Origin of the sequence: Rahnella victoriana (assembly GCF_004330295.1) — a bacterium.
Taxonomy (GTDB): Bacteria; Pseudomonadota; Gammaproteobacteria; order Enterobacterales; family Enterobacteriaceae; genus Rahnella; species Rahnella victoriana.
This window is the reverse complement of record NZ_SJOJ01000006.1, coordinates 59,953-73,640: the sequence shown is the minus strand read 5'-3', so window position 1 is coordinate 73,640 and position 13,688 is coordinate 59,953. Positions and strand designations below refer to the sequence as shown.

Below are 13,688 nucleotides of genomic sequence, written 5' to 3'. Positions count from 1 at the left end.
CTTTGTTATGGCTAAGAATTTTGTGCAGGAAGGGCAGACCATTTCCATTACCAATACCGGTCAGGCGGTGATTGAGAGCGGCGATCCCGTGGTACTGGGTTCCCTGGTGGCTGTCTCTCTGGTGGATATTGCCCCGAATGAAACCGGTGAAGGCATGGCTGAAGGGGTATTCCTGCTGCCAAAAGTCTCCGCCGACGTCATTCCGGCGGGGACAAAAGTGTATATCGCGGACGGTGAAATCCAGCTGGCGTCTGCGGATGCAGTGGCCGCCGGCATTGCCTGGGAAGCTGCCGCCGCGGGTAGCACCGTCGTTGAAGTGAAAATCAATGGCTAACGCCTTTGATGCGTTGGCAGCGCGGATGGATGCGGTAACGACCGCGCGGTTTGGGCGGGATGTGGTGATTAATGGCACCGTGTTCATTGGTGTTGAAAGCCATTTTCTGCCCGAGATGGGGCCAGTGAGCGGCGATGGCCTATCTGTAGTGGTTTTTTCTCCCGGTTACCGGCCTCACCGTAACGATCAGGTGATGTATCAGGGCGAAAGTTACATCGTCACCCGCCATCAGGTGTTTAACGGAAAGCCGCAAATCTGGCTGGAATAAAGGGGAGCACATGACCATCAAAGGGCTTGAACAGGCGATCAGTAATCTGAACAACATCAGTAAGACCGCCGTTCCCCGCGCCTCGGCGCAGGCCGTGAACCGGGTGGCGGGGCGGGCCATCAGCCGGAGCAGCAGCACGGTGTCAAAGGAAACAAAGGTGCCGAGAAAGCTGGTCATGCAGCGCGCAAAGCTGAAAAAAGCCACGATGAACCGGCCGGTCGCCACGTTAAAAATCAACCGGGGCAACTTGCCCGCCATCAAGCTCGGGGCCGCGCAAATGCGTATCTCCCGGCGTAAGGGCAACGTGCGCGGGCAGGGCAGCGTGCTGAAAATCGGGCGTTTCACGTTCCGCGACGCCTTTATTCAGCAGCTTGCCAACGGACGCTGGCACGTTCTCCAGCGCTCGGGAAAAAGCCGGTACCCGATTGACGTGGTGAAAATACCCCTGACGACACCGCTGACCAACGCCTATACGGTGGAGACAAACCGCCTGATGCAAAGCGATATGCCCAAAGAGATGGCGGGGGCCCTGAAAAATCAACTGAGGCTGATTGTTAAACGATGATAAAGCACCCCAACATCCGCAACGCCGTGCTGGACGCGCTCAAGCGTTCGGTGACCGCCCCCTCTGTGACCTGGTATGACGGTCGCCCGAGCTTTTTGACTGCCGAAGACCTGCCCGCCGTCGCCGTCTATCTTTCGGGCGCTGAACCTACCGGAGAAACCCTTGATGAAGACGAATGGCGGGCAACGCTTCACGTCGAGGTTTTTCTCAAAGCGGTGAGCCCCGACACCGAGCTCGACCGGTGGATGGAGCAGCATATTTATCCGGTGGTAGGCGACATCCCGGCACTTTCAGACCTTATCGAAAACATCACGCCGGAGGGCTACGACTACCAGCGCGATGATGAAATGTCGACGTGGGGCTCTGCTGACCTGCGTTACACCCTGACTTACTTAATGTGAGGAATCTATGACCACACAACTCGAACCGACCAAAGGTGCGGGCACCACGCTTTGGATTTACACCGGCAGCGGCGATCCCTATGCCAATCCGTTATCGGATCAGGACTGGACGCGGCTGGCGAAAATCAAGGAGCTGACGCCGGGTGAAATGACGGCGGAATCCTACGATGACACCTATCTCGATGATGCCGACGCCGACTGGAACGGCACCGCGCAGGGGGCTAAATCCTCCGGCGACACATCTTTTACACTGGCCTGGAAGCCAGGAGAAAGCGGCCAGCAGGATCTGGTTAACTGGTTTTACGATGGCACGGTGCGCGGGTACAAAATCCGTTATCCCAATACTGCTGTCGATGTCTTCCGTGGTTGGATCAGTAGCCTAGGCAAGGCGGTACCGGTAAAAGAGGTGATCACCCGCACGGTGAAAATCACCAACACCGGCAAGCCGGCGCTGGCGGAGAGCAATCAGGCTGCCGCGGTTCCGGTCTCGGGCGTCACCGTCACCCCGTCCGCCGCGAGCGTCGTGGTCGGGCAGAGCAGCGTCATCGGCGTCACGGTGTTGCCTGACGGCGCGACTAACGGTTCTTTCAGCGCGGCGTCATCTGATCTGACCGTTGCCACCATCACCGTCTCCGGTAAAAACGTGACGGCAAAAGGCGTCAAAGCAGGCACGGCGCAAATCATCATCATGACCAATGAGGGTCAGAAAGTGGCCATCTGTAACCTGACCGTCACGGCGGCCTAACGGAGCGAGTATGTTTTTAAAGTCTGAACTGTTTGAGTTTAACGGGGCGAAAACAACGCTGTATGAGCTCTCGGCGCTGCAGCGCGTTGAGTTGCTGCATTATCTGGCGGCGCAGGAAAAGGCCCTGCCGAAAGATGAGCCTGATGATCATACTCTGACGTCCGCGCTGGTCGAACTCAATATCCGCGCCGGTGCGATGATCATTGCCATGTCGCTCTGGCACAGTGAGTCACCAAAGCCGGATATTCACGATCTGCAGCAGCAGGTCATGAGCACCTGGCCTGTCGAGGCCATCGGCAAAGCGGATACGCAGGTCAAAATCCTGTCCGGCATGCTGAACCCGGAGCAGGGCGAGGTCACCACGGAAGCTGCGCCCTCAGAGTCCGTTGCTGAAAAGGAGACGGCGGAAAAGCGCTAACCCGTGAAAAGGATTTTGTCATGAAGCTGGCACGTGAGTTCAAACGACCTGACTGGCGCGCCATGCTTTCTGATATGTCCTCCAGCGATCTGGAGGAATGGCACCGCTTTTATGAGTCCCATTACTTCGAAGATGCGCTGCTTGATACACATTTCGCCGCGCTGAACCTTAATATTTTGTCGCTGGTATGCGGGGAAACCGATATTAACCTGGGCCATTTCAGTCTGCTAAAACCTCATGTGGCGGAGGAGCAGCCGGATCTCGATGATGAACAATTAATGGCTATCGCAGAAGGTCTGTCAGGAGGAGTTCGCTATGGCCCAGCCCGTGGGTGATTTGGTTGTCAGCCTTGATGTTGATGCCGCAAAATTTAATGAACAGGTTAGTTATGTCCGCAAGCAATTTACCGGCTTAGGGGCGGACTCGACGAAAGCCGGGACGCAGGTCCAGCAGGCATTCTCTAAACAGGAACTTGCTGCACAACGGGCCGGTATTTCTATCGGACAATATAAAGCGGCCATGCGTATGTTGCCGGCACAGTTTACCGATATTGCTACCCAGTTGGCGGGCGGCCAAAGCCCATGGCTAATTCTGCTTCAGCAGGGAGGGCAGATTAAAGATTCGTTTGGGGGAGTCGCGAATGTTGCCAAAATACTGCTGACATATATCACCCCGCTGAATGCTGCTATCGGCGTTGGCGCCGTGGTCTTTGGTAGCCTTGGCATGGCTGTATATAAAAGCCGGCAGGAGATTGCAGAAGCCAGCAAAATCATTCAGGGATCGTTAGGGTTAAGTGGCAGTGCTGCGGAAAAGCTGGCGCAAAATATTCGCGCTATTGCTGATTCGTCTGGCGACTCGATTAAAAGTGTCGCCGATCTCTTTATCACCACGAAAGATGGCGCTGACGAAGCAACGCAGAAAATGATTGCAGTCGGATTCAGTTATCTCGACGCCAAAGCTAAGGTCAGTGAATACAAAGGATCATCTGACTTTACCAGCCTCAATGCCCAGATCGAAGCGCACCGACTTAAGGTTCTCGGTATTCCGGATGCGTGGACCGACGCGGAAGTGGCTGTCAGAAATTATTATTCGGGTGTGAACTTAGGCAAGCAAAACGTCGCATTAGGGGGGGCTATTGATCCCATCGTTGGCGTTCTTGAGCAGGCGAAGCAGTTAAGGGGGGACCTCACAAAAGCCACGATAGACGGTAACCTTGCAACACAGAAATCAGTGGAATGGATAAATAAGGAATATCTGGCTACGGATGCTGTTGCAGGAGCTGAAGCTAAACTCAAAGACGCCAGGGAACAGTCGCGGAGAATTGCCTTCTCGGGTGATGCTACCGCTATCGCGAACGCGCAAAAACTCATTGTCCTGCGTGAAAAAGAAGTTGAGCAGGCCAAGAAACGGCAAGAACCGAAAAAAACGCGGGTCACCACTTCTGCGGGAGACCGGGCAGAAGACAGCGCCCAAGGCGATTTACTGTCTCTGCAGGCACAGTTGAACGTGTTGCAGCAGCATGCCAGCGTAAACGATGTTATCAGCCAGCAACGCAAAGATCTGTGGCAAACCGAAAATCAGTACGCAGTACTCGAGCAGGCGGAAAGCAACCGACAATTGTCTGCACAGGAAAAATCCCTGCTGGCACATAAAGATGAAACGCTGGAGTACAAGCGGCAACTGGCTGCGCTGGGCGATAAGGTCGTTGCCCAGCAACGACTAAATGCGCTTTCCGATCAGGCCGATAAATTTGCCCAGCAGCAGTCGGCAAAACGCGCCGCACTGGATGCCCAGGCGGAGGGGGTTTCCTCTCGTCAGGCTGACCGCGCGGCCACCTTGCAGCGTCTGCAGGAAACCTATGTGTTTAATCCCTCTGCCCAGCAACGCGTTCTGCAGGAACAACAGAAAACGTATGATGCAGAGGACGCTTTGCGGTCAAACTGGGTGGCTGGCGCGAAACAGGGCTGGGCAGAATATGCCGAATCAGCAACGGATGTTTTCACTTCCGTTCAGCAGGTCGCACAGGCGGGATTCAATGGTCTTGCTGACAGCCTGACGAGTCTGACGGCTACCGGTAAAGCGAGCTTTAAAGAGTTTGGCGTCTCAATTTTAAAAATGATCAGTCAGGTTATCAGCCGGTTGATTGTTGCCTATACGATTCAGTCTGCGATGGGATGGATAAGTGCAGGCAGTGTCAAATCCTCCTCAAACACATCCTTTTCCTCGGGCGCCTACAGTAATTTACAGCTGGCTTATAACGGCGGCTACATCCGGGAGTTTGACGTGGGCGGCTACACCGGGCACGGCGGTAAGTATGAACCTAAAGGCATCGTTCACGGCGGAGAGTTCGTTTTCACCAAGGAGGCGACCAGCCGTCTGGGCATAGCCAATCTTTATCGCCTGATGAAAGGGTATGCAACGGGTGGCTATGTTGGTAATTCAGAGTTGGGTGGGGGAAGATTTGGATCTTCCGGCATTAGCGTTTATGCGCCGGTGACCATCGACCAACAGTCAGCTGCGGGTGAAACCAGCTTCAGTGATACGACAAATACTGCCAAACAGCTGCAGGGCATCGTTCAGCAGGTTCTGTCTGAAAGGCTCAGGAAGGAAATGTCGCCGGGGGGGCTGTTGTATAAAAAGTGAATGAATTATTGATGCTTTGAAAGTAATTGTTTTGATTTTCCCTGGTGGTAGGATGTGATTATTCATAAAGGATTGGGGAATTGTTGTGAAAATTATAGGGTTCGTAGCATTTGTTATTGGCATGGTTATTATCATTTCAGCCACCTTAATGGACGTTAGCGTTGCCACTGAGGCTGGTTATAGAGTGAATAATATAGGCCTGATTTCAACCAGGCAGAACGGAATAATCGCAGGTGGTTTTATTACTCTTTGTGGCCTATTGTTGGCTATATTTGGAGATAGAATAAAAATCAATGCGGTAAGTGTTAAGAAATGTCCATATTGTGCTGAGCTAGTTAATATCGAAGCTAAAAAATGCAAACATTGCGGGAGTGAAATATCTTTAGAGAAGATCTCTGAAAAAGAGGTGGTTAACAAAGAGGGGATGCCTGATTTTAATTATCCAAAATATCTTTTTATTATAGTTGGCGTCGTTTTTGTTGTAATAATTTCAATACTTTTTATTCCTAAGTTGTAAAAGTGAGATGGTATTCTAGTTTGCATTTCCAACTTGATAAAGATAATTAAATAAACCTATTCAATATCATCAACCCGCTCCGGCGGGTTTTTTATGGGTGAGATATGGCGACTGATACCTTTACCTGGCGAACGCAAAAAAGTGCACAGGGTACCGACACGGTCAGAACGCTGCAGGCACAGTTTGGCGATGGCTATAAGCAGGTTGCCGAAAGCGGCATTAACGTGAACGACGAAAGTTGGAGCCTGAGCTGGACCGGAAAAAAAACGGATGCGGCTACGATCCGGAAATTCTTACTGAGCCACGTAATTTCATCGTTCTGGTGGACAAATCCCTGGGGAGAGAAATATTTATGGCGTGTCAAATCTGACTCCCTCTCGGTCAGTTTTCCCGCCGGTAATAAAGCCACGCTGACTTTTACCTTTGAAAGGGCCTTTGCGCCTTAATATTAATACAGTCCTGAAAGGCTGCCTGCGGGCGGCTTTTTTTATTGGGAGAAACCATGAGCTTTACGCAGGATGTACAGGCGCTTGAGCCGGGGCAGCTGATCCAGCTTATTGAGATTGATGGTACTCAATTTGGTTTGGATACTGTTTTGCGCTTCCATGCGCACAATATCGACTTCGAAGGCTGGAATGCTTTTGCCTCGGAAAACCTGCCCTCCATTATCTGGCAGGGCAATGAATATGATCCCCATCCTTATGAGCTTACCGGTCTTGAATTGACCAGTACGGGTTCTCAGCCTGTACCCACGCTTTCTATCGGTAACGTAGGCAATTACGTCACGGCGCTGTGCCTGCAGTATGACGATATGGTGAAGGCGAAAGTCAAAGTTCACACGACGCTGGCGAAATACCTCGATGCGGCTAACTGGACATCCGGTAACCCCACAGCCAGCCAGACGGAAGAGCGGGTTCAACTCTTTTATATCAACGCCAAAAAAGCCGAGACGCGCATTCAGGTCGACTTCGAGCTGTGTTCTCCTTTCGATGTCCAGAGCCTACAACTGCCGACCCGCCAGATAACCCCAGTGTGCACCTGGTGCATGCGAGGTTGGTACCGCACTGGCACCGGGTGTGATTACGCGGGTTCAAATTACTTCCTCAAAGACGGCACGCCAACAAATAATCCGGCGCTCGACGTTTGTGGTGGGCGAATGTCAGATTGCAAATTGCGTTTCGGTACAGAAAATCCGCTGCCATTCGGCGGGTTTCCGGCGGCAAACTTACAGGGTAAATAACCATGCGCGAAAAACTGATGAATGAAATCCGTGCGCATGTATCAGCCGAATATCCAAACGAAGCCTGCGGCCTGATCGTTGAAACCGGTACCGGTCAGCGGTTCATACCCAGCCGAAATATCGCTGATAAACCTTCTGATACTTTCACGCTTTCGCCCGATGACTACCTGGCAGCCACTGAGTTGGGTGATGTCATTATGGTGATCCACTCGCACCCCGATGTGGTGCAGCTGGTGCCGTCAGAAATGGACCGCATCCAGTGCGACCACTCCGGCGTTGAGTGGGGGATCATGTCGTGGCCGGACGGTGATTTCTGTACGCTGTCACCGCGCGGCGATCGTGAGCTCGCGGGGCGGCGCTGGGTGCTGGGGCATGCTGACTGCTGGTCACTCATCATGGACTACTACCGGACGGAACACGGCATTATCGTAAACAACTACTCGGTTGACCGTGAATGGTGGGTTAATGGAGAGGAAAATCTTTATGACGATAACTGGCAGGCGGAGGGGTTCGTAGAGGTTGATGCCAGCGGCATGCGGCCGGGAGACATGATCATGATGAGCGTTCAGGCGCCGGTGACCAATCACGCGGCGATTTATCTTGGCGAAAACATCATGGTTCACCACCTGTTTGGCAACCTTTCTGCCCGCGTTCCGTACGGCAAATATTATCGTGACCGGACGGTGCGCGTCGTCCGCCGTAAGGAGTTAATGCATGTTTAAGACAATGACGCTGAAAGGTGGTCTTGCGAAGAAATTCGGTAAAGTTCACCGGTTCCACGTGGCGGATCTAAACGAGTTTCTGCGCGCGATGTGCTCGCAGGTGCAGGGATTCAAAAAGTACGTATCGAATGCTCACCTCAACGGGGTGAAATTCGCTTTTTATAACGGCAAGAACAACATCTCGATCGAAGAATTCGACATGTCAGCGGCAGCTACCGAATACACCATGGTGCCAGTCATTGAAGGCGCAAAGCGCGGAGGGACCTTACAACTCGTCATTGGTGCAGTGGCTTTAGTTGCAGCATTTTTTACAGCAGGGACGACTATGGCTGCGTGGGGAGCTGCAGTGTCGGCCACAGCAGCGGGCACCGCGACCGCTTCTATGGCTGCGGCGACTATTTTATCGGGGGTTGGTTTAAGCATGATGCTCGGTGGTGTAGTTCAAATGTTGACGCCGCAGCCGGGTTTCAATGTTGGATCTTCCTCAAGCACTGATAACAAAGCCAACTATGCGTTCGGCTCGCCAGTGAATACGGTGGCTATGGGTTATCCGGTACCGCTGCTTTATGGTCAGCGTGAAATCGGCGGTGCAATAATCAGCGCGGGGATTTTCTCCAGCGATCAGCAGTAATTAATTACCGCCGAAAGGCAGGAGTGAATTATGACTATGGTTATTAAAGATGCTAAAGGTGGGGCTATGGTTTATAACCCCGATGGCACTATTCGCGTCTATCTTCCATGGCTTGGATTATCTGAATTAACTCATGAAAAGCCGCCGAAGAGCGAGTATTCACAGGGTCCATCCCAGTCCGTTCAAGAAAGCTAATTAAGTTTTTATGCAGGGTGGCATTATCCCGACCAATTAGTTCTACCAGAGCTGATAAAGCAACCTGAAGAGCAATTATTCTCCCATCATCAGTTGCAGTCGTTTGAATATCCATTTTATTTCCTTACCCAGAGTTAATCAGCCATCCCTCCAGTGAATAACGGCCATGCTCCAAACATGGCCGGGCTGAATACTCACCATATATCTATCAGTAAATCAGCAACATCCTGATATTCGATCAGTAATCATCCAATGGCTGCCACGTGGCGGCCTTTTTTATGGGCGAAATATGCAATTACTTCAAGGTGAGACCATTATCCGGGGTGCAAAAGGCGGCGGCGGGAGTGCCCATACGCCGGTGGAGCAGGCCGATGATCTGTTGTCTGAAGCAAAACTAAAAATGGTTATCGCCCTTTCAGAGGGTGAGATTCAGGGTGACCTGGTTGCTCAGCAAATTTTCCTTAACGATACCCAACTGGCCAACGACGACGGTACATATAACTTCACCGGTGTAAAGTGGGATTATCGCAAAGGAACGCAGGATCAGACCTATCTGCAAGGCATGCCGGAAATTGACAACGAATCTTCCGTAGGTATTGAAGTCAAAGAAACCTCGCCGTGGACACGTCAGTTTTCAAACCTGACGCTCGATGCCATCCGTATCAAGCTGAGCCTGCCTATTCAGTATCAGTACAAAGACAACGGTGACATGGTGGGGACCGTCACCCAGTATGCAATTGACCTTTCTACTGATGGCGCCGCCTACAAGACAGTGGTAAACGGCAAATTCGATGGGAAAACCACATCAGAGTATCAGCGAGATCACCGTATTGATCTCCCCTCCGCCACTACTGGCTGGACGATACGTGTCCGGCGCATCACCGCCGATTCGACTTCGACCAAACTCATCAATGCCTTCAAAGTATTTTCATTTGCTGAGGTGATCGACAGCAAGCTGCGGTACCCCAATACTGCGCTGCTCTATATCGAACTGGATTCCAGCCAGTTCAACGGAAGCGTGCCGAAAACAACCTGCAAGCCAAAGGGGAAACTGATCCGGGTGCCCACCACCTATGATCCGGTAACCAGAACCTACAGCGGGACGTGGGCAGGTGATTTCAAAATTGCCTACAGCAATAATCCAGCATGGATTTTTTACGACCTGGTGCTGGATGAAATTTACGGCATGGGCAACCGCGTAGACGCAACCATGATCGACAAATGGGAGCTTTACAGCATCGCGCAATATTGCGACGCGGCAGTGTCCGACGGCGCCGGCGGCACCGAACCACGCTTTACCTGTAACGTTTTTATTCAGAGCCAGCAGGACGCTTATACCGTTTTGCGAGATTTGGCCGCCATCTTCCGTGGGATCACTTTCTGGGGAAACGACCAGATATTTGTGCGCGCTGATGTGCCACAGGATGATGTTGATTTCACATACCACAGCTCTAACGTAGTCGAAGGCCTGTTCACCTACGCAGGTGGTTCGTATAAAAACCGGTTTTCATCCTGTCAGGTCAGTTGGTCTGATCCGGGTAATCACTTTTCCGACACCATTGAAAGTGTTTACGAGCCAGAACTGGTAGAGCGTTATAACTGGAATGAAACTCAGCTGACGGCAATTGGGTGCACCTCTCAGAGTGAGGCCCACCGTCGCGGTCGCTGGGTGATCCTGTCAAATGCGAAAGACGGCACGGTCTCATTCGGCGTCGGTCTTGATGGTTACATTCCGATGCCCGCTGAGATTATCGGGATTGCCGATCCGTTCAGAGCCGGGAAAGCCAACGGTGGCCGCATCAGTGCGGTGAATGGCAGAAATGTCACGCTTGATCGTACAGCTGACTATGGGATCGGCGATCGTCTTGTGGTGAATTTACCGGATGGTACAGCGCAGACCCGGACAATCAGCGCCGTGAGCACCGATAAGAAAACGTTCACGGTGGCAACAGCATATCGGATGACGCCGGTCGCTGGCGCTGTATGGGCCATCGACAGCGATAACTTAGCGATACAATATTTCCGGATCACGTCCATCGCGTCGAATGATGACGGCACCTTTACGGTTGCCGGTGTTCAGCACGACCCTAATAAATACCGGTATATCGATGACGGCGTAAAAGTCGACTCTGCGCCGATCACTGTGACGCCTACCAACGTCATGAAAGCACCTGCCAATATCGTGGTCACAGAAGTTGACCATATCGCGCAGGGGCTTACCGTTGCGTCGCTGCAGGCGTCTTGGGACAAAGTGGAAGGGGCAATCAATTACACCGCGCAGTGGCGCAAAGACAACGGCGACTGGGTAAACGTAGGAAAAACCAGTGCTCAGGGCTTCACCATTCAGGGGATTTATGCCGGTGTTTATGATGTGCGGGTGCGTGCTGTTAATGCCGTAGATGTTTCTTCTCCGTGGGGATACGCTGATTCCACAGCTTTAAACGGCAAAGTGGGCAGGCCCGGAACACCTACCAATCTGCTGGCCAGCGACAATGTCATTTTCAATATCAACGTAACCTGGGCCTTTCCGGAAGGTTCCGGAGATACTGCTTATACAGAAATCCAGCAATCCACAACGGCTGATAATGAGAATGCACAACTTCTGGCGTTGGTGCCGTATCCTTCGGCAAGTTATCAGCATGGGCCACTGGCCGCCGGAATACGGCGCTGGTATCGCGCCCGGCTCATTGACAGGATTGGTAACGTTGGGGGCTGGACTGATTTTGTTACCGGGATGTCTTCGACCGACGCTGAGGCAATTCTTACTTACCTCACCGGGCAGATTAATGAGACTCAACTTGCTCAGGATCTGCTGTCTAAAATCAACAACGCAATCACTAAGGAGGAGCTGGCTGACGTTCGCAGCGATATCGGGGAAACGAAAGGCCGCCTTGGTTCTCTGGCTGAAGGTGTCCTGAATAACATCATTGCCATAAAAGACAATGACGAGTTGATCCGCGAGCTGTCTGCACAGACAGGCCAGAACGTTGCGACCATCTACCAGAAACTGCAGGTGCTTACGTCCGCCGACAGCGCCTTTGCACAGCAGCTGGATGTTATTGGCGCACAGATGGCGAATAACACCGCGGCGATCACCACTGAGCAAACCGCTCGGGTAGAGGGCGATCTGGCTTTAGCTTCCCGCATCACATTGCTGGATACATCCGTGGGAGACAACAGTGCCGCTATTCTGGCCGAGCAAACTGCGCGGGTGGAAGGGGACACTGCCAACGCTCAGGCGATCACTGACCTTTCAACAACCGTTGGGCAGAACACCGCTCAGATCACCAATCTCAGTGAAGTGGTTAGTGATATCAGCGGTTCGGTGGCCACACAGTTGGATGGTGTAAATGCATCGAACCACAACAATGCCGAAGCCAATTTGTTCCAGGCAGTATCAGAAGTGCTGGCCGACGCCAGCGTCACGACCCTGACAAAAGCGGTAGCCAATAACGAGGTTGCGTCTGCTCAGAAGATTGAAACGTTGACGGCACAGATGAATGATACGCAGGCGCAGGTTCAGACAAATGCCTCTGCCGTGTCCACGTTATCCGGGCAGGTCACAGCGAGCTACAATATCAAGGTCGGGATTACCTCCGGCGGTGCATATTACGGTGCAGGGATGGCGATCGGTCTGAGCAACGAAACCGGCACCGTACAGTCTCAGGTGCTCTTTTCCACTGACCGGTTTGCAATCCTCCCCGGCTCAACGGGAAGCGCGAGCAGTGCTGTGGCTCCGTTCGTTCTTGACGGCGGTCAGGTGATCATGAACTCAGCGGTTATCAAAGATGGGTTTATCACCAATGCCATGATCGGTAGTTACATTCAGTCAACTAACTACGTGGCTAACGTCTCAGGCTGGCGGCTGGATAAAGGCGGGACGTTCATCAATATGGGGACGTCAGGTAATGGGGCTAAAAAGTCGACGAACGTTACGGACAGCGTGAAAGATGAAAACGGTGTGCTTCGTGTTCAGGTTGGTTTAATCACTGGGGTCTTCTGATGGCAAACTGGGGGATACAGACTTGGGACGCTAACGGGAATCCGAATAACACCGGTATTGTGCCGGTGTTAGTTGTGGCCACCGTGTATTTGAGTGCCGGGCAGGTTTCCGGCACGTATTCTTACAGCGTGCCGGCAGGATTTAAAGTTGCCGCAATTCAGTCACCGATTACTGGTGATGCATATTCTGGATCACGCCGTAAAGTTACTGGCACTGGTGGCACGATAACAATCAGCGATGCGAATGGAGACTATTCAGCCGGGACATATACCGCTGATGAGTGCTGGTTAATCATTTATTTGGTGAAAGTATAATGGCAACCTGGGGCGCACTATTTACTGATCAGTACGGAAATCCGTGGATTACACCGGACACAACGCCGATGTGTCTTGTGCAGAAGATTGTTTTAACACCGTCGACGGGGGGATCCTACAATTTGCCGGTGAACTCATCTTCGCCGTTTATTATTGCCTGCCACGCCACGGTGGCAAATACGCTTTTCTATATCAGAAAGGTTGATTCGACTTATACCCTAAATTACTCAGTATCAGGTGTCGGCGGAAGTCCGGGCACGGTGACAATTTATATTTTTGGATACGTCATTCCGCAGCCTTTACCGAAATGGGGCGTTGCTATATGGAACGCTGCCGGGCAATGCATTTTAACCAATGAAACAAAGGTGATGAATCCGCCGGTTGGGTACGGAACGATTGGGTCAACCACGGACATTGGCTATCTCGTTGATAAGACCGTTGCAGGAAAGTGGGCGGTTCTGCCGAGAGTGATGGGTATTGTGGTGGGGGTTTTGGGAACAACACAGCCACGCCCATGGTCTTCACCCATTGATACTTCAGCATACTACAACGGTTCATCCACTCGGATTAGGGCTGGTCAGCGTGATGCACCAGGTGAAGAACTACATAATGTTGGCTATTCAAACTCGAGAGACCAGATATTTGCAATTGATGTTTCACGTTATTAATCAATAAATAAAGAGAACGATCGT

The 13,688-nt window shown here is 52.0% G+C and carries 17 protein-coding genes; 16 read left to right on the top strand and 1 reads right to left on the bottom strand.

Annotation, left to right across the window (positions count from 1 at the left end; all coding sequences use genetic code 11):
- The first annotated feature begins 7 nt into the window (after positions 1–7).
- The 13 genes from EYY67_RS06825 (at position 8) to EYY67_RS06765 (ending at position 8,484) form a co-directional block, all read left to right on the top strand.
- Positions 8–334 carry a DUF2190 family protein gene (locus EYY67_RS06825; RefSeq protein ID WP_131693160.1) on the top strand — a complete coding sequence of 109 codons (327 nt, stop codon included), beginning with the start codon at positions 8–10 and terminating at the stop codon, positions 332–334.
- Complete coding sequence (locus EYY67_RS06820; RefSeq protein ID WP_131693159.1) at positions 327–602, top strand: DNA breaking-rejoining protein; 276 nt, start codon at positions 327–329, stop codon at positions 600–602. The genes EYY67_RS06825 and EYY67_RS06820 overlap by 8 nt, the downstream gene beginning before the upstream one ends.
- A 10-nt stretch (positions 603–612) precedes the next feature.
- Positions 613–1,167, top strand: a complete 555-nt coding sequence (locus EYY67_RS06815) for a phage tail protein (RefSeq protein ID WP_131693158.1) — start codon at positions 613–615, stop codon at positions 1,165–1,167.
- Positions 1,164–1,568: a phage minor tail U family protein gene (locus EYY67_RS06810; protein ID WP_131693157.1), complete on the top strand. Its 405-nt coding sequence runs from the start codon at positions 1,164–1,166 to the stop codon at positions 1,566–1,568. The genes EYY67_RS06815 and EYY67_RS06810 overlap by 4 nt, the downstream gene beginning before the upstream one ends.
- Positions 1,569–1,575: 7 nt before the next feature.
- Entirely contained in the window at positions 1,576–2,313 is a 738-nt protein-coding gene (locus EYY67_RS06805; RefSeq protein ID WP_131693156.1) for a phage tail tube protein, read from the top strand.
- Positions 2,314–2,323: 10 nt separating this feature from the next.
- The gene (gene gpG, locus EYY67_RS06800) at positions 2,324–2,731 is read left to right on the top strand and encodes a phage tail assembly chaperone G (protein WP_131693155.1); all 408 of its coding nucleotides are present in this window, start codon (positions 2,324–2,326) and stop codon (positions 2,729–2,731) included.
- Between the two features lie 20 nt (positions 2,732–2,751).
- Entirely contained in the window at positions 2,752–3,066 is a 315-nt protein-coding gene (locus EYY67_RS06795) for a phage tail assembly protein T (RefSeq protein ID WP_131693154.1), read from the top strand.
- Positions 3,047–5,374: a phage tail tape measure protein gene (locus EYY67_RS06790; protein WP_131693153.1), complete on the top strand. Its 2,328-nt coding sequence runs from the start codon at positions 3,047–3,049 to the stop codon at positions 5,372–5,374. Before EYY67_RS06795 ends, EYY67_RS06790 begins: the two co-directional genes overlap by 20 nt.
- 85 nt (positions 5,375–5,459) lie before the next feature.
- Positions 5,460–5,891: a zinc ribbon domain-containing protein gene (locus EYY67_RS24690; RefSeq protein ID WP_131693152.1), complete on the top strand. Its 432-nt coding sequence runs from the start codon at positions 5,460–5,462 to the stop codon at positions 5,889–5,891.
- A gap of 104 nt (positions 5,892–5,995) precedes the next feature.
- Positions 5,996–6,337, top strand: coding sequence for a phage tail protein (locus tag EYY67_RS06780; protein ID WP_131693151.1), 342 nt, complete (start codon positions 5,996–5,998; stop codon positions 6,335–6,337).
- 56 nt (positions 6,338–6,393) lie between these two features.
- On the top strand, positions 6,394–7,131 hold the full coding sequence (locus tag EYY67_RS06775; RefSeq protein WP_131693150.1) for a phage minor tail protein L: 738 nt from the start codon (positions 6,394–6,396) through the stop codon (positions 7,129–7,131).
- 2 nt (positions 7,132–7,133) lie between these two features.
- Positions 7,134–7,853 carry a C40 family peptidase gene (locus tag EYY67_RS06770; protein WP_131693149.1) on the top strand — a complete coding sequence of 240 codons (720 nt, stop codon included), beginning with the start codon at positions 7,134–7,136 and terminating at the stop codon, positions 7,851–7,853.
- Complete coding sequence (locus EYY67_RS06765; RefSeq protein WP_131693148.1) at positions 7,846–8,484, top strand: tail assembly protein; 639 nt, start codon at positions 7,846–7,848, stop codon at positions 8,482–8,484. The genes EYY67_RS06770 and EYY67_RS06765 overlap by 8 nt, the downstream gene beginning before the upstream one ends.
- Positions 8,485–8,572: 88 nt before the next feature.
- Here EYY67_RS06765 and EYY67_RS06760 read toward each other — a convergent pair whose 3' ends face one another.
- Complete coding sequence (locus EYY67_RS06760; protein WP_095921864.1) at positions 8,573–8,794, bottom strand: hypothetical protein; 222 nt, start codon at positions 8,792–8,794, stop codon at positions 8,573–8,575.
- Between the two features lie 174 nt (positions 8,795–8,968).
- Here EYY67_RS06760 and EYY67_RS06755 point away from each other — a divergent pair, with 174 nt between their 5' ends.
- The 3 genes from EYY67_RS06755 to EYY67_RS06745 are packed head-to-tail and all read left to right on the top strand — an operon-like array spanning position 8,969 to position 13,664.
- The gene (locus EYY67_RS06755) at positions 8,969–12,682 is read left to right on the top strand and encodes a TipJ family phage tail tip protein (protein WP_131693147.1); all 3,714 of its coding nucleotides are present in this window, start codon (positions 8,969–8,971) and stop codon (positions 12,680–12,682) included.
- Positions 12,682–12,996, top strand: a complete 315-nt coding sequence (locus EYY67_RS06750; protein WP_131693146.1) for a hypothetical protein — start codon at positions 12,682–12,684, stop codon at positions 12,994–12,996. Before EYY67_RS06755 ends, EYY67_RS06750 begins: the two co-directional genes overlap by 1 nt.
- A complete protein-coding gene (locus tag EYY67_RS06745; RefSeq protein ID WP_131693145.1) occupies positions 12,996–13,664 on the top strand; it encodes a hypothetical protein in 669 nt (222 codons plus the stop codon). Before EYY67_RS06750 ends, EYY67_RS06745 begins: the two co-directional genes overlap by 1 nt.
- Positions 13,665–13,688: the final 24 nt, after the last annotated feature.

Excerpts from the sequence above, each read along its gene's own strand:
- EYY67_RS06825 (WP_131693160.1), top strand. The coding sequence starts at position 8 with ATGGCTAAGAATTTTGTGCAGGAAGGGCAGACCATTTCCATTACCAAT.
- EYY67_RS06820 (WP_131693159.1), top strand. The coding sequence starts at position 327 with ATGGCTAACGCCTTTGATGCGTTGGCAGCGCGGATGGATGCGGTAACG.
- EYY67_RS06815 (WP_131693158.1), top strand. The coding sequence starts at position 613 with ATGACCATCAAAGGGCTTGAACAGGCGATCAGTAATCTGAACAACATC.
- EYY67_RS06810 (WP_131693157.1), top strand. The coding sequence starts at position 1,164 with ATGATAAAGCACCCCAACATCCGCAACGCCGTGCTGGACGCGCTCAAG.
- EYY67_RS06805 (WP_131693156.1), top strand. The coding sequence starts at position 1,576 with ATGACCACACAACTCGAACCGACCAAAGGTGCGGGCACCACGCTTTGG.
- gpG (WP_131693155.1), top strand. The coding sequence starts at position 2,324 with ATGTTTTTAAAGTCTGAACTGTTTGAGTTTAACGGGGCGAAAACAACG.
- EYY67_RS06795 (WP_131693154.1), top strand. The coding sequence starts at position 2,752 with ATGAAGCTGGCACGTGAGTTCAAACGACCTGACTGGCGCGCCATGCTT.
- EYY67_RS06790 (WP_131693153.1), top strand. The coding sequence starts at position 3,047 with ATGGCCCAGCCCGTGGGTGATTTGGTTGTCAGCCTTGATGTTGATGCC.
- EYY67_RS06780 (WP_131693151.1), top strand. The coding sequence starts at position 5,996 with ATGGCGACTGATACCTTTACCTGGCGAACGCAAAAAAGTGCACAGGGT.
- EYY67_RS06775 (WP_131693150.1), top strand. The coding sequence starts at position 6,394 with ATGAGCTTTACGCAGGATGTACAGGCGCTTGAGCCGGGGCAGCTGATC.
- EYY67_RS06770 (WP_131693149.1), top strand. The coding sequence starts at position 7,134 with ATGCGCGAAAAACTGATGAATGAAATCCGTGCGCATGTATCAGCCGAA.
- EYY67_RS06765 (WP_131693148.1), top strand. The coding sequence starts at position 7,846 with ATGTTTAAGACAATGACGCTGAAAGGTGGTCTTGCGAAGAAATTCGGT.
- EYY67_RS06760 (WP_095921864.1), bottom strand. The coding sequence starts at position 8,794 with ATGGATATTCAAACGACTGCAACTGATGATGGGAGAATAATTGCTCTT.
- EYY67_RS06755 (WP_131693147.1), top strand. The coding sequence starts at position 8,969 with ATGCAATTACTTCAAGGTGAGACCATTATCCGGGGTGCAAAAGGCGGC.
- EYY67_RS06750 (WP_131693146.1), top strand. The coding sequence starts at position 12,682 with ATGGCAAACTGGGGGATACAGACTTGGGACGCTAACGGGAATCCGAAT.
- EYY67_RS06745 (WP_131693145.1), top strand. The coding sequence starts at position 12,996 with ATGGCAACCTGGGGCGCACTATTTACTGATCAGTACGGAAATCCGTGG.